This is a genomic window from Proteus sp. Marseille-Q3619 (assembly GCF_965283115.1).
Genome location: NZ_CBDIMP010000001.1, coordinates 760,440 through 781,965, shown reverse-complemented (window position 1 = coordinate 781,965; position 21,526 = coordinate 760,440). Strand labels below are relative to the sequence as shown.

Sequence of the window (21,526 nt, the reverse complement as noted above, 5' to 3'; positions counted from 1 at the left end):
ACGACACATTCTAGGTTTAACGCCTGCTGTGCAGGCCTTTGGGAAGCATGCTGACTATGGCTACGATTCATGTAGACGGCAAAGAATATGAAGTTAACGGGGCTGATAACCTGTTAGAAGCCTGTCTTAATTTAGGCTTAGATATTCCTTATTTTTGCTGGCATCCAGCGCTGGGAAGCGTTGGCGCTTGCCGCCAGTGTGCGGTTAAGCAGTATCAAAATGCTGAGGATACCCGCGGTCGTTTAGTGATGTCTTGTATGACACCTGCGACTGATGGCACGTTTATCTCTATCGATGACGAAGAAGCGAAGAAATTCCGCGAAAGCGTTGTTGAATGGTATATGACAAACCATCCTCATGACTGTCCAGTTTGTGAAGAAGGCGGTAACTGCCACCTTCAAGATATGACGGTAATGACAGGTCACACTATGCGTCGCTATCGCTTTACTAAGCGTACACATAGAAACCAAGACTTGGGACCGTTTATTTCTCACGAAATGAACCGTTGTATTGCTTGTTACCGCTGTGTTCGTTACTACAAAGATTATGCTGATGGTACTGATCTTGGTGTCTTTGGTGCACATAACAACGTATTTTTTGGACGCGTTGAAGATGGCACATTAGAGAGCGAATTCTCAGGTAACTTGGTTGAAATTTGTCCGACGGGTGTTTTCACCGATAAAACCCACTCATCTCGTTATAACCGCAAATGGGATATGCAGTTTGCACCAAGCATTTGTCAGGGTTGTAGCATGGGTTGTAACATCAGCCCTGGTGAACGTTACGGTGAATTACGTCGTATCGAAAACCGTTATAACGGGACTGTAAACCGCTATTTCCTTTGTGACCGTGGTCGTTTTGGCTATGGCTATGTGAATTTAGCAAGCAGACCTCGTCAGCCTAAAAAACGTTTAGGCAGTAACTGGTTAGAAATTAACGCTGTTCAAGCGACTCAAGCAGCTGCGGATATGCTGAAGAAAAGTCAGCGTATCGTGGGTATTGGTTCCCCGCGTGCAAGCATTGAAAGTAACTTCGCATTACGTGAAGTTGTTGGCGCTGAAAACTTCTATAGCGGTATCTCTGCATCAGAGCAAAAACGTCTGACCTTAATGTTAGATATTTTACAAAAAGGTGGCGTTCATACTCCATCTCTGCGTGAAATTGAAGATTACGATGCCGTTTTAGTGTTAGGTGAAGATTTAACACAAACTGGTGCTCGTATGGCATTGTCTGTACGCCAGGCCGTGAAAGGTAAAGCGCGTGAAATGGCGGCAGCTCAAAAAGTGGCTGACTGGCAAATTGCTGCGATTATGAATATTGGGCAACGTGCAAAATACCCACTGTTTGTCACTCATGTTGATGAAACTCGCCTCGATGATGTTGCTGCGTGGAGTTATCGTGCACCCGTTGTTGATCAAGCGCGTTTAGGCTTTGCGATTGCGAATAACATTAACGGTGATGCACCTGCTGTTGATGGCATTGATGAAGCACTGAATAAACACATCGAAATGGTTGTTCAAGCACTTTCTCAAGCCAAGAAACCATTAATTATCAGTGGTAGCCATGCGGGGAGCGAAGACGTTATCAAAGCAGCCGCTAACATTGCTTTTGCATTAAAAGCGAAAGGTAATGAAGTAGGGCTTTCTTTCGTTGCTGATGATGCAAACAGCATGGGTCTTGCCATGATGAATGCACAGCCACTTGATGACGCATTAAAAATGATGCGTAGTGGTCAAGCTAACACCGTTGTTGTCATGGAAAACGATTTATATCGTCATTTTGATGCCGACGTGATTGATGATGCGATTGCTAAAGTAGATAACTTAATTGTCATCGACCACCAGCAAACTGACATTATGGCGAAAGCACATCTTGTTCTCCCAGCTTCTTCATTCGCTGAAAGTGATGGAACAATGGTGAGTCAAGAAGGCAGAGCACAACGTTATTTCCAAGTTTTCGAACCTTCTTTCTATAACAAAGAAGTGGTGATGCATGAAAGCTGGCGTTGGTTGAGTGCGGTTGATTCACAATGGCATGAAAGAACACTGGATTGGACACAGTTAGACAATGTGATTGAACATTGTGCGACGAGTCTTCCTCAGTTTGCTGGCATTGTTGATGCGGCACCAAATGCGTCATTCCGTATTCGTGGACAAAAACTGGCTCGTGAACCACATCGTTATAGTGGTCGTACATCTATGCTGGCGAATGTGTCTGTTCATGAACAGCGTCAACCAAAAGATATCGACACCCCATTTGCGTTCTCAATGGAAGGTAATAACAGCCCAACAGCACCTCGTCAGCAAATTCCATTTGCATGGGCACCGGGTTGGAACTCACCTCAAGCATGGAATAAATTCCAAGCAGAAGTGGGTGGCAGCTTACGTTTTGGCGATCCGGGTGTGCGTTTAATTGAATGTGGTGATAATACACTTGGCTACTTCACTGATATTCCTGCGCCATTTAATGCACAGAAAAATCAATGGACTGTCGCACCTTGCTACCGTTTATTTGGTAGTGAAGAGTTATCACAACGCGCTGAAGTTATCCAATCTCGTATGGAAACCGCTTATTTAACATTGAGTGAATCTGATGCCCAAGCATTAGCGTTAACTCAAGGTCAGCAAGCGATGTTTACTTACGAAGGCCGTGAATTCACCTTACCTGTGAAAATCAGTGCTCACCTGACTCAAGGTCAAATTGGCTTGCCGTTAGGTATGGCAGGTATTTCTCCATCGCTGGTGGGTGTATCGGTTCGTCAACTGCGGGGTATTGCATAATGAGCTGGTTATCTCCTGAAGTTACAGAGATTTTACTCACCGTATTAAAAGCCGTTGTGATCTTGCTTGTCGTGGTCACTTGTGGTGCTTTTATGAGTATGGGGGAACGCCGTTTACTGGGTTTATTCCAAAACCGTTATGGGCCTAACCGTGTAGGTTATGCAGGTTCAGCACAGCTAATTGCGGATATGATTAAAATGTTCTTTAAAGAGGACTGGATCCCGAAATTTGCTGACCGCTTTATCTTCACCATTGCACCAGTGATTGCGTTTTCATCTTTACTGCTGTCATTTGCGATTGTACCTGTTAGCTCAACATGGGTTGTTGCTGACTTAAACATCGGTATTTTGTTCTTCTTGATGGTTGCAGGTATTGCGGTGTATGCCGTGTTATTTGCAGGATGGTCAAGTAATAACAAATATTCCCTGTTAGGTGCAATGCGTGCATCAGCACAAACCGTAAGTTATGAAGTGTTCTTAGGACTTTCAATCTTAGGTGTTGTTGCACAAGCTGGCTCTTTTAATCTGACTGACATCGTAAACTCACAAGCAAATATGTGGAATGTCATCCCACAATTCTTTGGCTTTATTACGTTTGCGATTGCTGGGGTTGCTGTTTGTCACCGTCATCCATTTGACCAACCAGAAGCTGAGCAAGAGCTGGCTGATGGTTATCACATTGAATATTCTGGTATGAAATTCGGTTTATTCTTTGTTGGTGAATATATCGGTATCGTTGCGGTATCGGGTCTTATCGTGACGTTATTCTTTGGTGGTTGGCAAGGGCCTTTCTTACCATCATTCATTTGGTTTGCACTGAAAACAGGGTTCTTTATGATGATGTTTATCCTTATCCGTGCATCGTTGCCGCGTCCGCGCTACGACCAAGTGATGTCTTTTGGTTGGAAAATTTGCTTACCGTTAACGCTTATTAATCTGCTGGTTACTGCTGCAGTGATACTTTACAACGCTCAATAAGGGGTGATTGAACCATGACTTTAAAAGAGTTATTGACTGGTTTCGGCACCCAGGTACGAAGCATTTGGATGATTGGCTTACATGCCTTCGCCAAACGCGAAACACAGATGTACCCGGAAGAACCTGTCAATGTTGCACCACGCTATCGTGGACGAATTGTGTTGACGCGTGATCCTGATGGTGAAGAACGCTGTGTTGCTTGTAACTTGTGTGCAGCAGTCTGTCCAGTTGGCTGTATTTCATTACAGAAAGCAGAACATGAAGATGGTCGTTGGTATCCGGAGTTTTTCCGTATCAACTTTTCTCGCTGTATTTTCTGCGGTTTATGTGAAGAAGCTTGCCCAACAACGGCGTTACAATTAACGCCTGATTTTGAAATGGGTGAGTTTAAGCGTCAGGATTTGGTTTATGAAAAAGACGATCTGTTGATTTCAGGGCCAGGCAAATATCCTGAATATAACTTTTACCGTAAAACAGGTATGGCGATTAACGGCAAAGATAAAGGTGATGCGGATGATGAAGCTAAACCTATTGATGTCAAAAGCCTGTTACCGTAAGGAGCGATATTCATGGAATTTGCATTTTACATCGCGGGGCTGATTGCCATCCTTGCAACATTGAGAGTGATCACTCATACCAATCCTGTACACGCCTTGTTGTACTTAGTGATTTCATTGATTGCGCTCTCTGTGGTTTTCTTCTCGTTAGGCGCCTATTTTGCTGGTGCATTAGAAATCATTGTTTACGCTGGCGCCATTATGGTGTTATTCGTTTTCGTGGTGATGATGCTCAACTTAGGTAAATCCGTTGTTGATCAAGAGAAAAAGTGGCTACAACCGAAGTTTTGGATTGGGCCTGCGCTTTTATCTCTGACGCTATTAGTCGTGTTAATTTACGCCATTAGTAGTGTCACTCACGGCGAAATTGCTGGAGAGGTTATTGGCGCGAAAGAGGTCGGTATTAGCTTATTTGGGCCTTATATTCTGGCTGTTGAGTTAGCATCTGTTCTCTTATTGTCTGGATTGATTGTTGCTTACCACATTGGTCGTGATAAGAGCCATGATGATCTCGTCGAAAACGAAAACGCAGGGGAGCAAAAATGATACCTCTTCAACATGGTTTGATCTTGGCTGCGGTACTGTTTGTGTTAGGTTTTACCTGCTTAGTACTTCGCCGCAACCTGTTGTTTATGTTGATCGGACTAGAAATTATGATTAATGCAGCTGCGCTGGCATTTGTTGTCGGTGGTAGCTTTTGGGGTCAAACGGATGGTCAGATAATGTATATTCTGGCAATCAGTTTGGCGGCGGCAGAGGCAAGTATTGGTCTGGCATTGTTGTTACAGCTTCATAGACATCGCCAAAACATCAATATTGATACAGTCAGTGAGATGCGCGGATGAATATACTCTATTTAACCATTCTGCTACCACTGCTGGGATTTTTACTGCTCGCTTTCTCGCGTGGTCGTTGGTCTGAAAACGTATCAGCATGGATTGGTACAGGTTCTGTTGGTCTATCTGCCCTTGTTGCACTTTGGGCAGGTATGGATTTCTTTGCTAATGGGCAAGAAACGTATGTTCTGACTTTATGGAACTGGATGTCAGCAGGGAATTTCAATATTCCGTTTACACTGGTTCTTGATGGTCTTTCATTAACCATGCTGGGTGTGATTACCGGTGTTGGCTTCCTTATTCATATGTATGCATCTTGGTATATGCGTGGCGAAGAAGGATATTCTCGCTTCTTTGCTTATACCAACTTATTTATCGCAAGTATGGTTGTCTTAGTACTGGCTGATAATATGATGCTGATGTATATGGGGTGGGAAGGGGTTGGTCTATGTAGTTACCTGTTAATTGGTTTCTATTATAGCAATCCTGCTAATGGTGCCGCTGCGATGAAAGCGTTTATCGTAACGCGTATCGGTGATGTGTTCTTAGCTATCGGTATGTTTATCCTATTTGACCAATTAGGTACATTGAGCTTCCGTGAAATGGCAGTACTGGCTCCTGAGCAATTAGCAGTAGGATCAAGCGTCATTAACTGGGCAATGTTAATGGTATTAGGCGGTGCAGTAGGTAAATCAGCACAGCTTCCATTACAAACATGGTTAGCGGATGCGATGGCAGGCCCTACACCAGTATCTGCATTAATCCACGCCGCAACGATGGTTACGGCAGGTGTATACTTGGTTGCACGTAGTAACGCGTTATTCTTAATGGCACCTGAAGTACTCGAATTAGTTGGTATTATTGGTGCAGTCACATTAGTGTTAGCGGGCTTTGCGGCTTTAGTACAAACCGATATCAAACGTATCCTTGCTTATTCAACCATGAGCCAAATTGGTTATATGTTCTTGGCTTTAGGCGCTCAAGCATGGGATGCGGCAATTTTCCACTTAATGACTCACGCTTTCTTTAAAGCATTACTGTTCTTATCTGCAGGCTCTGTGATTGTTGCCTGCCACCACGAACAGAATATCTTTAAGATGGGCGGATTACGTAAGAAGATCCCATTTGTTTACGCCTGTTTCCTAATTGGTGGTGGCGCATTAGCGGCATTACCACTGTTAACAGCAGGGTTCTTCAGTAAAGATGAAATCTTATGGGGTGCGTATTCAAACGGGCATTTTAACTTAATGCTTGCAGGTTTAGTTGGTGCGTTATTTACGTCACTTTATACCTTCCGTTTGATTTTCATCGTATTCCATGGTGAAACCAAAACCGAAGCACACCAAGTTAAAGGGTTTGCGCATACTTTCCCATTAGCGGTATTAGCACTGTTATCAACATTTATCGGTGCGTTAATTACTCAACCGTTAGGTGCTGTTTTCCCTGAAGGAAGCGCATCGCATGAGGGTAAATATGTATTAGAAGCACTTTCTGGTGTGGTAGCGATAGTAGGCGTTGCCATTGCAGCATGGTTATACCTGAAACAGCGTCAATGTGTTTCTAAGGTTGCTAATACTCGTACAGGTCGTTTCTTCTCAACATGGTGGTTCCATGCTTGGGGATTCGATGCGCTGTATGAAGTGCTGTTTGTCAAACCTTATAAAGGGGCGGCGTGGCTTATCCAAAATGATCCTGTTAACCAATTCTTTAATTTATTCGGTTGCCTGCTTAAAGGTACCAATAAAGGATTAAGTTTCAGTGAGAATGGATTGGCACGTTGGTATGCGGCTTCTCTCGGTTTAGGTGCAGTGCTGGTTATCGCTCTGCTGCTTCTGGTTTAATTAAGGGACACATTGCGCCATGTTATTACCCTGGCTAATACTTATTCCCTTCATCGGTGGTCTGCTAAGTTGGCAGGCTGAACGAATCGGCTCGCAAGTCCCTCGCTGGGTTGCGTTGCTGACGATGGGATTAACACTCGTTATTTCTGTGCAACTTTGGTTGCAAGGCGATTATCAACTACTTAGTGCTGATGGAGCACCACGTTGGACAGAGTTTTTCTTTGTGCCGTGGATCCCTGCTTTAGGGATTAATATCCAATTTGCACTTGATGGTATGTCATTGCTGATGACTGTATTAACTGCGATTTTAGGTATCTTAGCGGTACTTTCATCGTGGAATGAAAATCAGCCATCACAAGGTGCTTTCCATTTTAACCTGCTGTGGATTTTAGCCGGTGTGATGGGCGTATTTTTAGCGACAGACTTGTTCTTATTCTTCTTCTTCTGGGAAATGATGTTGATCCCAATGTATTTCCTGATTTCTTTATGGGGACACAAAGGAAGTAGTGATAAAGCACACGTCAGTGCGGCAACAAAATTCTTTATCTATACACAGGCAAGTGGCTTGTTAATGTTGCTGGCCATTATCGGTTTAGCGGTTGCTTTCTACCGTGAAACAGGTATTTGGACGTTTAATTACGATACCTTATTACAAGCACATACGGTATTAGGCTCTGAACTGCAATTTATTCTGATGTTAGGTTTCTTCGCTGCATTTGCAGTAAAAATGCCTATCGTACCTGTACATGGCTGGTTAGCGGATGCTCACGCAGAAGCACCAACAGCAGGCTCTGTTGACTTATCAGGTATTTTGCTAAAAACAGCGGCTTACGGTCTATTACGTTTTAACTTACCACTCTTCCCAGAAGCGTCAGCGTTACTGGCACCTGTGGCGATGTGGTTAGGTTTAATTACCGTATTCTATGCAGCACTGTTAGCCTTCCGTCAGACTGATATCAAACGTCTTGCGGCTTACAGTAGTATTTCTCACATGGGCTTTATCGTGATTGCGATTTATGCCGGCTCTGTATTGGCTTACCAAGGTGCGATTATTCAAATGATCACCAACGGTTTGTCAGCTGCGGGTTTATTTATCATGTGTGGCATGCTGTATGAGCGTTTAGGTACGCGTGATATGAACCAAATGGGTGGATTGTGGAAAAGCATCCGTTTCTTACCTGCGTTTTCACTGTTCTTTGCGGTTGCCTCTTTAGGTATGCCAGGAACAGGTAACTTCGTGGGTGAGTTTATGATCCTATTTGGTACTTATGGTAACTTTAAGCTGATCACTATTATTTCGGTCTTTGGTTTAGTCTTTGCTTCTGTCTACGCGCTGTGGATGATGCAACAGGCTTACTATGGTTCACCGAAAACAGCTGAAAGAACCTATAAAGGGTTAGATCTGAGAGAATTCTTTATCCTGATCACATTGGTTGTTTTACTGGTTATTTTGGGCTTCTTCCCACAACCTGTATTAGACACATCAATATCAGCGATGGAAAATCTCCAGACTTGGTATTCCGCTTCTATTTCAACAGTAAGGCCGTAATTCGCCATGACAATAACTCCTGAACAATTGATCGCAATGCTACCGCTATTGATCGTCGGATTGACGGTGGTGGTTGTGATGCTGTCCATTGCATGGCGACGCGATCATTTTACCATTGCCACTTTGACAGCTACGGGTTTCATCATTGCGCTGGGCTCGCTCTATTACGTTAATGCATTAGGCGTAGTGGACGTGACCACGCTTTATCACGTTGATGGATACTCAAGCTTCTTTACTGCACTAGTGATCCTTTCTGGTATTGGAACTATCGCTTTTGCTTATCCTTGGTTAGAAGGCTATCAAGATAACAAAGAAGAATTTTATCTGCTGATTGCGATTGCGGTAGTTGGAGGGATTTTACTCTCGTCTGCCCACCACTTTGCATCGATGTTTATTGGTATTGAATTACTGACATTACCGCTGTTTGGTCTTATCGGTTACGCATTCCAACAACGTCCATCACTGGAAGCAGGTATCAAATATATGCTGCTTTCTGCGGCAGCCTCTTCTTTCTTACTATTTGGTATGGCACTTCTCTATGCAGAAGCAGGGGATCTCTCCTTTGCTGCAATGGGACAAAGTTTAAGTGATAGCAATATCCATAAACCATTAGTACTTGCAGGTTTAGGTATGATGTTAGTGGGAATTGGATTTAAATTATCTTTATTCCCATTCCAATTGTGGACACCAGATGTTTACCAAGGTGCACCAGCACCCACTGGCGCGTTCTTAGCGACGGCAAGTAAGATTGGTATTTTTGCTGTTGTTATGCGTTTATTCCTTGATGCGCCAGCTGCGGATAGTGAAACCTTACGAATGATCTTAGGTTTCATGGCAATTGCCTCTATCTTGTTTGGTAACATCATGGCGTTAACGCAAAAGAGCGTAAAACGCTTATTGGGTTACTCTTCAGTATCACACCTTGGTTATCTACTAGTGGCATTAATTGTGCTGCAATATAGCCCTGTATTAGCACAAGAAACCGCTGAAATTTATTTGGCTGGTTACTTGTTTGCAAGTCTCGGGGCGTTTGGTGCTATTGCAGTAGCGTCAAGTCCTTATCGTGAAGGCGAAATGGATTCACTGGAAGATTATCGCGGATTATTCTGGCGCCGCCCTGTAGTTGCTGTGGTGATGTCACTGATGATGCTATCACTGGCAGGCGTACCAGTTACATTAGGCTTCATTGGTAAACTGTATGTCATCATTGCAGGTATTAGCTCAAGCTTGTGGTGGTTAACAGGCATGGTTGTGTTAGGTAGTGCAATTGGCTTATTCTACTACCTACGTGCTGCGGCTATTGTCTTTTTACGCAAACCAGACAATGACAACACCCCAGCTATTTCAACAACATCACAAAATATGGCAATATTTGTTGCGCTAATCTGTGCTGTTGTTGTGATTGCCTTAGGGGTATGGCCACAACCACTTATTGAATTAACGAATTTTGCGATTATTGCTCCAGCAATCAACTAATCGTAATAACGAATCGTTAAATAATAAAACGGCTCTTTTATAGAGCCGTTTTTTAATTATTATTGATAAATATTTATTTTGTCTGCACTCTCATAATATAAAGAGAAATCATCTAAAAATGAGAAGATAGGAATAATAATCTCTTCATTTAATAAGATGTTGTTTTCTAAAATTGATATTTTCAAGGCTATTTCCCGCCAACTTTCAGATAGAAATGTTAACTGTTTAATCAATATATGAAGAAAGTAATCAATATCCATAATATTATAATGATGTTTCATATTTAATAATATTTTTTGCTGCTTAGTTTTTAATTGATGAAGACTTTTTATTTGTGATAAATAAAGCGAAGTAAGTTGATGCCGAGTTTTAACAACTTTACTATAAGAAAAGCCAGTATCTAACGTGGAAAATAAATTATTCAGTATTTTTACCAATGAAGATAAAACGTTTTTTTCTTGTGTTTCAATATTAAGAACATCAATTTGTTGTTGCTGAGGAAGTTTGTTTTTAAAAAGATCGAAAAAATTTCTTTTATGTAAGATATCTTCACTATCACGTATAATATCTAACTCATTTTTTGTTTTTTCTGATGTACTTTCTAAGGTAATAATCTCTTCTGAACATATTTTAACATCATTTTCTTTATCATAGATAAAAGGCATTACTTTATTTGTGAGGAATTTATTTTTTAATTTATTGATTTATCAATTGAAAGTGAATGACCATGTTCATTTATCATTTTCTCTATTTCATCTATTTCATTTGAAAATATATTGATTATTTCTTTTCTTTTTTTTCTAATTTATTTTTTATTTCATTATCAAGATTTCCTGTTTTTATCTCATTGTCAATTTCATTTATTGTTTTAAAAATATCATTAAATAAACTTTGCCTTAATCTGCTTTTTAAACTAAGTGAAAAATAAATAATGCGTTCAATATTTTTATTGTTTGTTTCTAATAGATTATTGACTTCTCCCTCAAGTGTACTATCTAGATAACATTTACTATTACTTAAAGAGAGAATATTTCTGTGCGCATGAAATAATTGATTATGTTTAAAACATTCTTCTAAATTGACGGGTTTTTCATTATGATTCATAACAATATCCTTTTGTTAATCTTTAGATGAATAAAATGTAGAAAGAGCATCATCAAAAGAGAGTAAGATTTCCTTTGAGTAACCAATGACCATATACCAAGGTGATAATTTTTTCTAGGTAAATACTAAATTTAATCAGCTCTAATGCATTGTTAATTTTATTAAAATGCGTTATTGATGTTTCTATTTCTGTTAAGATGGCTTGCCATACATATTCAATATGTTCTAACGCCATATTTGCATCTTCAATAAATTGCTCTATTTCAGATAATTCAATATAAAATGTATTTAAATGCAAAGATAAACCTTCATAGATATCGATGTCAGCATTGATTTCTTTCACCTTTTGAATAAGTTCATTTTTCTTTTTACGTATGGCTTCGGCTTTTGCCCCGAATATTCCACCTGTGATAATAACACCAATAATGCCAATCGCGAGTCCCGTAAATGCAAGACCTATATAGTGTTTATATTCATCTTTGAGCATTTCTATTTCTTCAACGAGTAAATCTCGTTCTTCAATAAGTGAACGACTATTATCTGTATAAAACTCATTAATAAATCTTTTCTTGTTAAGAATGTCGTGATAAATAGAATGATGATTGACATTCTGGCTATCTTTGCCTCCCATTATTTTACTTCTAAAGGTAGATAAACTGTCTTTTATTTTTATGGTCTTATCACGTTCATTTTCAATATCCTCTTTCATACTTTCTAATATATGAATTAATTGTGTTGAAACTTCTTTATCTTGAGATGTGTATCGAATGTTTTTTAACTCTTGCTCAGAAATGTCATTAATAATAGTAGATATTTTTGCTAATAAAGGCATTTGACTAATAAATAAAATGACATTTTCACCTGTAGAAGTGATTTCTCTACCCATTATTTCTAAATCAATTGCTTGTTGCTTTATTGCATATTCAATTTGATTCCATTCAAATGCATGCTCCCGTATTTGAATGAATAGAGACAAAATATTATCAGGAGAGAGTTGTGATTCATTTATTTTACTATAATGAATAAATTTGATGACATCATCTATTTTGTAAGGAAGAGAAAGTGCTTTATTAACATAAGACTTTATTTTTATTAAATCATGAGATGTCACAATACCAGGTAGTCGTCCATCTTCAATATCTATACCTAATATTAATCCCAAAGCAACCTTAGGAATATCGGACGTCTCAATAATTTTATCGACGTGTTCAAAGGTGGTTGTATCCATATAACCTCACTTATGTATGAAAATTTTTATCTTTACCACTTTATCTAATGAAGATTTGTTGGTTATTTCAGAAGTGCGAGTTAATACTTCTACTTTGTAACATGAAAAATACAAAACTTTGATAAATGTCTAAGGTTATAATTAATCAGTCCTTTGATAATTCGTATAGAGACGTATAATCTCCTTTTTAATTAGTTGTGGGTATTTGGAGTGGAAAAGGTTAATCCTGTGTTTTCGACACTGTACGAAAAAGTTAAAAATATAAATCTGACAGCACAAGGTAATCTTTTACATTTGAAAGTCACCTTGCCAGCAGAGGTTTCATTTTCATTGCTCTCATGGCTTGCTGCGCAGTCGTATTATCCTCAATTTTATTGGCAGCATCGTGATGAACATGAAGAAGTGGCAGCCTGTGGACAATTACGCTGTTTCAATCATATTCAAGATGCACACCAATTTTTAGCTGTGCACCAATCGGATCCCTGTATTGATGATGTACGTATTTGGGGCTTAAATGCATGGGATACTATTATTCCTGGTCGTATTGATGAAAAAAATGGCGATGACGCCTACCTTTTTCTGCCACGGATTGAAATTCGACGCCACCAGCAACAGCTTTCTGTTCATCTAAATATGTTGAATGAAGGTGATAAACAAAGCACCTTAGATTTTCTGCAAACCTTAAATCAAGCGCTGGATATTGAGCCGCTTGCTGTTTCTGTGGTTTCGGTGAATCACTCCTTAACGCAAGCTCAGTGGGTCGATTATCTCACTCTTGCATTAGATGAAATACGTCAAAATCATTTTGAAAAAGTAGTACCTGCAAGAGCAACTTGCTTGACGTTGGATAATCCGCTAAAAGCAATTCAATTTATGAAAGCAAGTCGTGATGTTAATCATCACTGCTATCATTATATGTTGGCTTTTTCACCTTCTGATGCATTTATGGGGTCAACCCCAGAACGATTATATAAACGTGATGAGTTAATGCTGTATACCGAAGCGTTAGCAGGAACGGCTGCCAGCTCTGACAATGAACAGCAAGCGACAGAATTTGCAGATTGGCTGATGAATGACAAAAAAAATCAGCATGAAAATCTGGTGGTGGTCGATGATATTTGTCAGCGATTACAAGGAGGTGTTGAAGGTATTGATGTTTCAGCAGCGGATGTGATCCGACTCCGTAAAGTGCAACATCTTCGTCGTTATATACATGGGAAACTGATTGATTCTGATGATATTGACTGTTTAAAACGACTTCAACCTACTGCCGCAGTATGTGGCTTACCTCGTAGTATTGCTCGCGCTTTTATTCGTCAACATGAACCTTTTGAGCGTCGTTGGTATGCGGGTTCAGCAGGATATTTAGGATTACCACACACAGAATTTGCCGTAAGCCTACGTTGTGGTGAACTGCATGATGATACTCTGACACTTTATGCAGGTGCAGGTGTTGTTGCTGGTTCAGATCCGCTACAAGAATGGACTGAAATTGAGAATAAAGCTGCGGGTTTACGTACATTGCTAGAAAAAGAAAATTAATTTATTACAGATAATCTTAAATTTATTAAAACCATCAAAATTTGATGGTTTTATTTTAAGCGCATTTTTAGTGCTACTTTTCAATTAACTATTGCGATTTGTTAACTAATTGATGCTATTCTTTAAGCCACTTGTGCTATTTATTCTTATTCTTAACGATAAAAAGAGTTCATTGAAAATAGAGTGGATGATTAGCCTAAATAATGCACTCTTTGAGTGTTTCTTTAACGATTTATTTAACGAAAACGACTGTTCATTGAACTAGGCTAAAGAAAAGTATTTAGGAACAGATATTATAATAGCAATTGCAGGTTTTCGTTGTTGGGATGATCAATGTCTAATAGTTCGTTTAATCGCCAATGGGCTAAAGTTATACTCGAAGCTTTGACTCGTCATGGTTTACGCCATATCTGTATTGCACCCGGATCTCGTTCGACACCTTTAACACTTGCCGCAGCCGCAAATCATAAATTAACGTGTCATACACATTTTGATGAGCGTGGGTTGGGGCATTTAGCATTAGGGCTTGCAAAAGCATCGAAAGAACCTGTTGCTGTTATTGTGACATCGGGTACCGCGGTGGCTAACCTATATCCCGCTTTAATTGAAGCAGGATTAACGGGTGAGCGAGTGATCTTTTTAACCGCAGATAGACCGCCAGAATTAATTGATTGTGGTGCGAATCAAGCAATTCGTCAGCAAGGTATTTTTGCAACTCATCCTTCAAAAACACTCTCTTTACCACGACCGACAACTGATATTCCCGCAAGTTGGTTAGTTTCTACACTTGATAATGCGATGAATACATTGGTTCATGGCGCATTACACGTTAATTGCCCTTTTGCTGAACCGTTATATGGTGATGATGTTAAAACATCTACGCCGTGGACTGAGGCATTGGGCCATTGGTGGCAAAGTGATAAGCCGTGGTTACAAGAATCCCTTTTTACCTCTGTATCGACGCATCCTCAATGGGATGTTATACGTCAGAAAAAAGGGGTGGTTATCGCAGGACGTATTAGCCCAGAAGAAGGTGTCGAAGTTGCAAAATGGGCATCTCAATTAGGTTGGCCTTTATTGGGTGATGTTTTATCACAAACGGGGCAACCGTTGCCTTGTGCCGATTTATGGTTGAATAATCCACAGACAAAATCAGAATTAAATAAGGCTGAAATCGTTATTCAATTTGGTTCAAGTTTAACAGGTAAACGCTTATTACAATGGCAAGTAGGGTGCTCTCCAAAAACGTATTGGATCATTGATCCTATTCCGGGGCGCTTAGATCCTGGTCATCATCAAGGTGAGAAATTTACGTTATCACCGATGCAGTGGCTAACGGCACATTCTGCGGTTGATAATTCACCGTGGACTAATGCATTAACTAATATAGCCAAACAAACCTATCAAAAAGTTAGTGAAATAACCGATTATTTTGGTGAAGCACAGGTTGCGCACCAATTAGATAAATTACTTCCTAATGATGGACAATTATTTGTTGGCAATAGTCTGATAGTACGATTAATCGATGCATTTGCTCAGTTACCACAAGGTTATCCTGTGATGAGCAATCGAGGCGCAAGTGGTATTGATGGCTTAATTTCAACATCTGCGGGTGCTCATCGTGCAACAGAAAAGCCAACATTAACAATATTGGGTGATTTATCTGCACTGTATGATTTAAATAGTCTAGCGTTGCATCAACAAGTTTATGCGCCTAATGTTATTATCGTAGTCAATAATAACGGTGGGCAAATATTTTCAATGCTACCAACGCCAGAGGCAGAGCGAGAACGCTTTTACTGTATGCCTCATTCACTAAATTTCAAACACGCAGCTGCAATGTTTGGTTTGCATTATGTATCACCAACAAGTTGGGATGCACTGTTAACGACTGTTCAGAAATGCTGGGCAGGGGCGCCAATAACGACATTAATTGAATTAATTGTTGATGATACCGATGGTGCAAAAACATTAAATCAGCTGGTAAAACAGGTAACATCTCATGACTTTAGCATGTCAGCGATATAATACCCATAATGAAGGGCCTTGGTTAGTTTGGTTGCATGGGCTATTAGGTGAGGGTTGTGAATGGGAGCCTGTCATTCAAGCTTGCCATGAATATCCATCACTTGTGATTGATTTGCCTCGTCATGGTGGTTCTGCTTCTATCAGCGCGAAAAATTTTGTTGAAGTGAGTACGTTGCTGACAGATACACTAAAAGAGCAAGGTGTTGACCACTATTGGCTAATTGGTTATTCGTTAGGTGGCAGAATTTCGATGTATCATGCGTGTTTTGGTGATACTACGGGATTAATGGGGTTGATTGTAGAAGGCGGAAATCCAGGTTTATATGATGCAACAGAAAGACAAAATCGTATTGCACATGATAAACGCTGGGCTGAGCGTTTCCGTAATGAACCTATCAGTGACGTATTGACACAGTGGTATCAGCAACCCGTATTTGCCGATCTAAGTGATGAGAAACGCCAATTACTCGTTGAAAAACGTTGTCATAACGCTGGTTTTTGTATTGCAGAAAGTTTAGAAACGCTTTCTTTAGGTAATCAACCTTGGCTTGTCACAGAGTTGCAGCAACTCACATTGCCGTTTATTTGGCTTTGTGGTGAAAAAGATAATAAGTTTCAATCTATTGCGCAGCAGTATTCGCTGCCATTAACGACTATCCCGCAAGCTGGTCATAATGCCCATCAGGCACAGCCTGTTGCTTACGCTGCGGTGATAAATCATGTTTTATCCCTCTTTGGTTAAAGGAACCTAATTATGCTTTACCCGAGCGAAGAAAAATTATATGCACCGATTGAATGGCAGGATTGTTCTGAAGGTTTTGAAGATATCCTCTATCATAAATCAGTCGATGGCATTGCAAAAATTACGATTAACCGCCCGCAAGTGCGTAATGCTTTCCGTCCTTTGACAGTGAAAGAGATGATCCAAGCATTAGCGGATGCTCGTTATGATGACACCATTGGTACTATCATTTTAACGGGTGCTGGTGAAAAAGCGTTCTGTGCAGGTGGTGACCAAAAAATTCGCGGGGACTACGGCGGATACCGTGATGATAGCGGTACACATCACCTGAACGTGTTGGATTTCCAACGCCAAATCCGTACGTGTCCAAAACCTGTTGTGGCAATGGTCGCGGGTTATTCTATCGGTGGTGGCCATGTGCTTCATATGATGTGTGACTTAACCATTGCTGCTGAAAACGCGATTTTTGGTCAAACTGGTCCTAAAGTCGGTTCTTTCGATGGTGGCTGGGGTGCTTCTTATATGGCACGTATTGTAGGCCAAAAGAAAGCACGCGAAATTTGGTTCTTATGCCGTCAATATGATGCAAAAGAAGCATTAGAAATGGGATTAGTGAATACCGTTGTTCCTTATGCTGACCTTGAAAAAGAAACGGTGCGTTGGTGTCGTGAAATGCTGGAAAATAGCCCAATGGCATTACGTTGCTTAAAAGCTGCATTAAATGCAGATTGTGATGGTCAAGCGGGTCTTCAAGAATTAGCAGGTAATGCAACTATGCTGTTCTATATGACTGATGAAGGTCAAGAAGGCCGCAACGCCTTTAATGAAAAACGTCAACCTGATTTCTCTCGATTTAAACGTAACCCATAATGCGAAACGCCAAACTCTATTCATTCAGCCTTCCTGTTGATGCAGGCGTTGTACTGCGTTATCAAAGGCTAAAATCGCGTGATGGTTTTCTTGTCTGTTTAGAGCAAAATGGCAAACAAGGATGGGGTGAAATTTCACCTCTTCCTGAGTTTAGCCGTGAAACTTTAGAACAAGCCCAAGAAGCCGCACAATCTTGGTTAACGGCTTGGTGTGCGGGTGAAAACCCTGTTTATAGTGAACTACCAAGTGTCGCTTTTGGTATTAGCTGTGCATTAGCAGAGCTTGAAGGTACTTTGCCACAAGAAGCGAATTATCGTGCTGCACCTTTATGTAATGGCGATCCTGATGATTTGATTTTAAGCCTTAATGATATGGACGGTGAAAAAGTCGCTAAAATCAAAGTGGGTTTATATGAAGCTGTGCGTGATGGAATAGTCGTTAATTTGTTATTAGAAGCCATTCCAGACTTAAAATTAAGATTGGATGCAAACAGAAGTTGGACGCCAGCAAAAGCCGAAGGATTTGCGAAATATGTAAACCCTGCATGGCGAGATCGCATTGCATTCTTAGAAGAGCCATGTAAAACACCAGAAGAGTCACTCGCTTTTTCACAGGCAACAGGAATTAACATCGCTTGGGATGAAACTGTGCGTGATGAAGGTTTTGAAATCAAACCTCAAGCGGGTGTAACAACGATTGTTATCAAACCTACATTGGTGGGAAGCATTGAACGTTGCCAATCTTTTGTTGAACAAGCACATGCTTTAGGACTAGACGCCATTATCAGTTCAAGTATTGAAAGCAGCTTTGGGCTGACTCAATTGGCAAGAATTGCGCAGTGGTTAACGCCTAATAGCACTCCAGGGCTCGATACCGTTGATTTAATTAAACAACAACTTATTCGTCCTTGGCCAAATGTGGATATTCCACTTATCTCTCTTGAACAACTAGAGACAGTATGGCAACAGTAGTTCCATTTAAACAATGGCCGTGGCATCAATGGGCACAACTCTACCCAAATGAAACGGCCATCATTTCAGGTGTTTCACCTATTACATGGCAGCAACTCAGTTGTCATATTAATCACTTAGCTAACAATTTTGCTAAACAAGGTGTTGATACACAAAGCACAGTGCTGTTGCGTGGAAAAAATAACCTTAATCTTGTTTTTGCATTACTCGCTGTTTTTCAATGTGGAGCTAAGGTTTTACCTTTAAATCCACAAATTCCAAAGTCTTTACTTGATGATTTATTACCTCATTTACATATTGATTTTTATGCTGATCTGAGTGAATCAACGCTAGATCTGGATGCGGCTTTGCTTGATCTTAATGGTGTTGAGTTTAATAACGCACCACGTCAACATAAAAATGAAATAGAAGATGTACAGTGGGAGCCATCTCGCATGGCAACGCTTATTTTGACATCGGGTTCATCGGGTTTACCTAAAGCGGCTGTCCATACTTTTGATGCGCATCTTTGCAGTGCGGAAGGTGTTTTATCATTAATGCCCTTTGATAAAGGTGATAGCTGGTTGCTCTCTTTACCTTTGTTTCATGTATCAGGACAAGGCATTTTTTGGCGTTGGTTGTTACGTGGCGCAACGCTGGTGGTGCGTGAAATGCATCCTTTTATTGATGCATTACAAGGTTGTACTCATGCTTCTTTAGTCCCTACACAGCTTTGGCGTTTCTTACAAAATAAAGCGCAACAAGATAGGCAACACTCGATCAGCTTAAAATCTGTTTTATTAGGTGGCGCGATGATCCCCATTGAATTAACGCAAGAAGCAGAGCATTGCGGAATTCAATGCTGGTGTGGTTATGGCATGACCGAAATGGCATCCACTGTTTGCGCCAAACGCGCAGATGGTAAAGCGGGAGTAGGGCTACCATTAAAAGGCAAAGGTGTAAGACTAATCGATGATGAAATTCAGATTAAATCAGACAGTGTTGCTTTAGGTTATTGGTTTGATGGTAAATTAAAACCGTTATCACTCACTGCGGATGGCTGGTATTCAACACGAGATAAAGGTGACTTTATCGCTGATGAATGGTGTGTTTTAGGACGCTTGGATAATCTCTTTTTTAGTGCTGGCGAAGGTATTCAACCAGAAGATATAGAAAAAATTCTTAATACACATCCAAGTGTTAGTCAGTCTTTTGTTGTCCCTATTGATGATGCTGAATTTGGGCAACGTCCTGTCGCGGCTGTCGATGCTGATATTGAAATAATCAATCAATTACCACAATGGTATCACTCTCGATTAGCTGGATTTCAACGACCCGTTGCTTGCCTGCAACTCCCTGAAAGCCTAAAGAATGGCGGAATTAAAATTTCCCGTAAACAAGTGCAAGAGTGGGTGAAAGGGCAAATGGCTCTTAAGAAGATATAATTGTTATTTATTAATACTAAAGGCGAAGTCTTTAATTCATATAATTAACTATTTCTTTAATATAAAAATATGCCCCTAGCTTTTAACTAGGGGCATGAGTGCCGAGTTGCTCACAGGGCTTCTTATTATGCGGTTATTTAGCGTCTTTTTTTGCTAATGCTTTCATTGCTTTTTCAACACCAGCACCATATTCAGGATGGACTTTCTTAAATAGGGCAATTTGACGTTTTTGTGTATCTTTACTTGCTTGAATTAATTCGCCTGCGATGCGAGCAAACATACGTTGGTGCTCTTCATCACTCAGTAATTCATACAGTGCACGAGGTTGACTGAAGTAATCTTCATCTTCACGATGATTCCAGTGATCTGCCGCGCCTTCGATAGATAATGGTGGCTCTTTGAAATTAGGCTGTTCTTGGAACATACCGCCATTATTTGGCTCATAGGTAATACCGCTGCCACTATTACCATCAACACGCATTGCACCATCACGATGATAATTGTGGAATGGGCATTTAGGGGCATTAACAGGGATCTGATGATGGTTAACACCTAAACGATAGCGATGTGCATCACCATAAGAGAATAGGCGACCTTGTAACATTTTATCTGGTGAAAAACCAATACCAGGAACGATGTTGGCTGGGCTAAATGCTGCTTGCTCTACATCAGAGAAATAGTTTTCAGGATTACGGTTTAATTCAAAATAACCCACATCGATTAATGGATAATCCGCATGAGGCCAAACTTTAGTTAAATCAAAAGGATTATAAGGAACTTTTGAAGCTTCTTTCTCTGGCATTACTTGAATTTGTAAATTCCAACGTGGGAAATCACCGCGCTCAATAGCATCAAATAAATCACGTTGTGAGCTTTCTCTGTCTTGACCTACTAGCATTTGCGCTTCATCATCCATCAGATTTTTAATGCCTTGTTGGCAACGGAAATGAAACTTAACCCAAAAACGCTCGTTATCTTTATTAATAAAGCTATAAGTGTGACTACCAAAACCATGAATAAAGCGATAACTTTTTGGTAAACCGCGGTCGCTCATATCAATGGTCAACTGGTGTAATGCTTCAGGTAAATGAGAGAAAAAATCCCATTTGTAAGCTAAATTACGCAGATTAGTTTTAGGGTCACGTTTTACAACGTGGTTTAAGTCAGGGAATTTCAGGGCATCACGAAGATAGAAAACGGGCGTGTTATTACCCACCATATCCCAGTTACCTTCTTCGGTATAAAATTTTAACGCAAAGCCGCGAATATCACGTTCAGCGTCTGCTGCACCTCTTTCACCCGCAACAGTGGAAAAACGAGCAAACATGTCTGTTTTTTTGCCCACTTTAGAGAACATTTTAGCACGAGTATATTTCGTAATGTCGTGAGTCACTTTAAATGTACCAAAAGCACCAGAGCCTTTTGCGTGCATACGTCTTTCAGGAATAACTTCACGATCGAAGTGAGCAAGCTTTTCTAGAAACCAGACATCTTGAAGTAACATTGGGCCGCGAGGGCCTGCTGTCATCGAGTTATTATTGTCTACAACTGGCGCACCAGATGCCGTTGTTAGCTTTTTCTTTTCCATCACATATCTCCAG

The 21,526-nt window shown here is 40.5% G+C and carries 18 protein-coding genes; 14 read left to right on the top strand and 4 right to left on the bottom strand.

The window, feature by feature from the left end; genetic code table 11:
- Positions 1-47 precede the first annotated feature (47 nt).
- The 8 genes from nuoG to nuoN are packed head-to-tail and all read left to right on the top strand — an operon-like array spanning position 48 to position 10,016.
- Positions 48-2,780, top strand: a complete 2,733-nt coding sequence (gene nuoG / locus ACWPWK_RS03685) for an NADH-quinone oxidoreductase subunit NuoG (protein WP_109374123.1) — start codon at positions 48-50, stop codon at positions 2,778-2,780.
- Positions 2,780-3,757: an NADH-quinone oxidoreductase subunit NuoH gene (gene nuoH, locus ACWPWK_RS03680; RefSeq protein WP_006533300.1), complete on the top strand. Its 978-nt coding sequence runs from the start codon at positions 2,780-2,782 to the stop codon at positions 3,755-3,757. The genes nuoG and nuoH overlap by 1 nt, the downstream gene beginning before the upstream one ends.
- A 14-nt stretch (positions 3,758-3,771) precedes the next feature.
- Positions 3,772-4,314, top strand: coding sequence for an NADH-quinone oxidoreductase subunit NuoI (nuoI, locus tag ACWPWK_RS03675; protein ID WP_006533299.1), 543 nt, complete (start codon positions 3,772-3,774; stop codon positions 4,312-4,314).
- A 12-nt stretch (positions 4,315-4,326) separates the two neighbouring features.
- Positions 4,327-4,860 (top strand): NADH-quinone oxidoreductase subunit J, encoded by a 534-nt coding sequence (gene nuoJ, locus ACWPWK_RS03670; protein ID WP_109374124.1) that lies wholly within the window; start codon positions 4,327-4,329, stop codon positions 4,858-4,860.
- Complete coding sequence (gene nuoK / locus ACWPWK_RS03665; RefSeq protein ID WP_023581731.1) at positions 4,857-5,159, top strand: NADH-quinone oxidoreductase subunit NuoK; 303 nt, start codon at positions 4,857-4,859, stop codon at positions 5,157-5,159. The genes nuoJ and nuoK overlap by 4 nt, the downstream gene beginning before the upstream one ends.
- The gene (nuoL, locus tag ACWPWK_RS03660) at positions 5,156-6,991 is read left to right on the top strand and encodes an NADH-quinone oxidoreductase subunit L (RefSeq protein ID WP_109374125.1); all 1,836 of its coding nucleotides are present in this window, start codon (positions 5,156-5,158) and stop codon (positions 6,989-6,991) included. Before nuoK ends, nuoL begins: the two co-directional genes overlap by 4 nt.
- Before the next feature lie 19 nt (positions 6,992-7,010).
- Positions 7,011-8,540: an NADH-quinone oxidoreductase subunit M gene (nuoM, locus tag ACWPWK_RS03655; RefSeq protein ID WP_109374126.1), complete on the top strand. Its 1,530-nt coding sequence runs from the start codon at positions 7,011-7,013 to the stop codon at positions 8,538-8,540.
- A gap of 6 nt (positions 8,541-8,546) precedes the next feature.
- Entirely contained in the window at positions 8,547-10,016 is a 1,470-nt protein-coding gene (gene nuoN, locus ACWPWK_RS03650; protein ID WP_109374127.1) for an NADH-quinone oxidoreductase subunit NuoN, read from the top strand.
- Positions 10,017-10,075: 59 nt separating this feature from the next.
- Here nuoN and ACWPWK_RS03645 read toward each other — a convergent pair whose 3' ends face one another.
- The 3 genes from ACWPWK_RS03645 to ACWPWK_RS03635 all read right to left on the bottom strand — a co-directional run bounded on the left by ACWPWK_RS03645 (position 10,076) and on the right by ACWPWK_RS03635 (position 12,348).
- Positions 10,076-10,720 (bottom strand): alpha-xenorhabdolysin family binary toxin subunit B, encoded by a 645-nt coding sequence (locus tag ACWPWK_RS03645; protein WP_454209234.1) that lies wholly within the window; start codon positions 10,718-10,720, stop codon positions 10,076-10,078.
- A 76-nt stretch (positions 10,721-10,796) separates the two neighbouring features.
- Positions 10,797-11,120, bottom strand: coding sequence for a hypothetical protein (locus ACWPWK_RS03640; protein WP_454208348.1), 324 nt, complete (start codon positions 11,118-11,120; stop codon positions 10,797-10,799).
- A gap of 52 nt (positions 11,121-11,172) precedes the next feature.
- Positions 11,173-12,348, bottom strand: coding sequence for an alpha-xenorhabdolysin family binary toxin subunit A (locus tag ACWPWK_RS03635; protein WP_454208346.1), 1,176 nt, complete (start codon positions 12,346-12,348; stop codon positions 11,173-11,175).
- Positions 12,349-12,558: 210 nt separating this feature from the next.
- Between ACWPWK_RS03635 and ACWPWK_RS03630 the strand changes: the two genes are divergently transcribed.
- The 6 genes from ACWPWK_RS03630 (at position 12,559) to menE (ending at position 19,925) form a co-directional block, all read left to right on the top strand.
- On the top strand, positions 12,559-13,890 hold the full coding sequence (locus ACWPWK_RS03630) for an isochorismate synthase (protein WP_109374130.1): 1,332 nt from the start codon (positions 12,559-12,561) through the stop codon (positions 13,888-13,890).
- A gap of 333 nt (positions 13,891-14,223) precedes the next feature.
- A complete protein-coding gene (menD, locus tag ACWPWK_RS03625) occupies positions 14,224-15,918 on the top strand; it encodes a 2-succinyl-5-enolpyruvyl-6-hydroxy-3-cyclohexene-1-carboxylic-acid synthase (RefSeq protein WP_109374131.1) in 1,695 nt (564 codons plus the stop codon).
- Positions 15,893-16,660 carry a 2-succinyl-6-hydroxy-2,4-cyclohexadiene-1-carboxylate synthase gene (gene menH, locus ACWPWK_RS03620; RefSeq protein ID WP_109374132.1) on the top strand — a complete coding sequence of 256 codons (768 nt, stop codon included), beginning with the start codon at positions 15,893-15,895 and terminating at the stop codon, positions 16,658-16,660. Before menD ends, menH begins: the two co-directional genes overlap by 26 nt.
- A 12-nt stretch (positions 16,661-16,672) precedes the next feature.
- Complete coding sequence (gene menB, locus ACWPWK_RS03615) at positions 16,673-17,530, top strand: 1,4-dihydroxy-2-naphthoyl-CoA synthase (RefSeq protein WP_109374133.1); 858 nt, start codon at positions 16,673-16,675, stop codon at positions 17,528-17,530.
- Positions 17,530-18,501: an o-succinylbenzoate synthase gene (gene menC, locus ACWPWK_RS03610; protein ID WP_109374134.1), complete on the top strand. Its 972-nt coding sequence runs from the start codon at positions 17,530-17,532 to the stop codon at positions 18,499-18,501. The genes menB and menC overlap by 1 nt, the downstream gene beginning before the upstream one ends.
- Positions 18,489-19,925 (top strand): o-succinylbenzoate--CoA ligase, encoded by a 1,437-nt coding sequence (menE, locus tag ACWPWK_RS03605; RefSeq protein ID WP_109374135.1) that lies wholly within the window; start codon positions 18,489-18,491, stop codon positions 19,923-19,925. Before menC ends, menE begins: the two co-directional genes overlap by 13 nt.
- Before the next feature lie 133 nt (positions 19,926-20,058).
- On the opposite strand, the gene ACWPWK_RS03600 is transcribed toward menE, so the two are convergent.
- Complete coding sequence (locus ACWPWK_RS03600; protein WP_109374136.1) at positions 20,059-21,513, bottom strand: catalase; 1,455 nt, start codon at positions 21,511-21,513, stop codon at positions 20,059-20,061.
- Positions 21,514-21,526 lie beyond the last annotated feature (13 nt).

Coding starts and splice junctions, on each gene's coding strand:
- nuoG (WP_109374123.1), top strand. CDS start 48: ATGCTGACTATGGCTACGATTCATGTAGACGGCAAAGAATATGAAGTT.
- nuoH (WP_006533300.1), top strand. CDS start 2,780: ATGAGCTGGTTATCTCCTGAAGTTACAGAGATTTTACTCACCGTATTA.
- nuoI (WP_006533299.1), top strand. CDS start 3,772: ATGACTTTAAAAGAGTTATTGACTGGTTTCGGCACCCAGGTACGAAGC.
- nuoJ (WP_109374124.1), top strand. CDS start 4,327: ATGGAATTTGCATTTTACATCGCGGGGCTGATTGCCATCCTTGCAACA.
- nuoK (WP_023581731.1), top strand. CDS start 4,857: ATGATACCTCTTCAACATGGTTTGATCTTGGCTGCGGTACTGTTTGTG.
- nuoL (WP_109374125.1), top strand. CDS start 5,156: ATGAATATACTCTATTTAACCATTCTGCTACCACTGCTGGGATTTTTA.
- nuoM (WP_109374126.1), top strand. CDS start 7,011: ATGTTATTACCCTGGCTAATACTTATTCCCTTCATCGGTGGTCTGCTA.
- nuoN (WP_109374127.1), top strand. CDS start 8,547: ATGACAATAACTCCTGAACAATTGATCGCAATGCTACCGCTATTGATC.
- ACWPWK_RS03640 (WP_454208348.1), bottom strand. CDS start 11,120: ATGAATCATAATGAAAAACCCGTCAATTTAGAAGAATGTTTTAAACAT.
- ACWPWK_RS03635 (WP_454208346.1), bottom strand. CDS start 12,348: ATGGATACAACCACCTTTGAACACGTCGATAAAATTATTGAGACGTCC.
- menD (WP_109374131.1), top strand. CDS start 14,224: ATGTCTAATAGTTCGTTTAATCGCCAATGGGCTAAAGTTATACTCGAA.
- menH (WP_109374132.1), top strand. CDS start 15,893: ATGACTTTAGCATGTCAGCGATATAATACCCATAATGAAGGGCCTTGG.
- menB (WP_109374133.1), top strand. CDS start 16,673: ATGCTTTACCCGAGCGAAGAAAAATTATATGCACCGATTGAATGGCAG.
- menC (WP_109374134.1), top strand. CDS start 17,530: ATGCGAAACGCCAAACTCTATTCATTCAGCCTTCCTGTTGATGCAGGC.
- menE (WP_109374135.1), top strand. CDS start 18,489: ATGGCAACAGTAGTTCCATTTAAACAATGGCCGTGGCATCAATGGGCA.
- ACWPWK_RS03600 (WP_109374136.1), bottom strand. CDS start 21,513: ATGGAAAAGAAAAAGCTAACAACGGCATCTGGTGCGCCAGTTGTAGAC.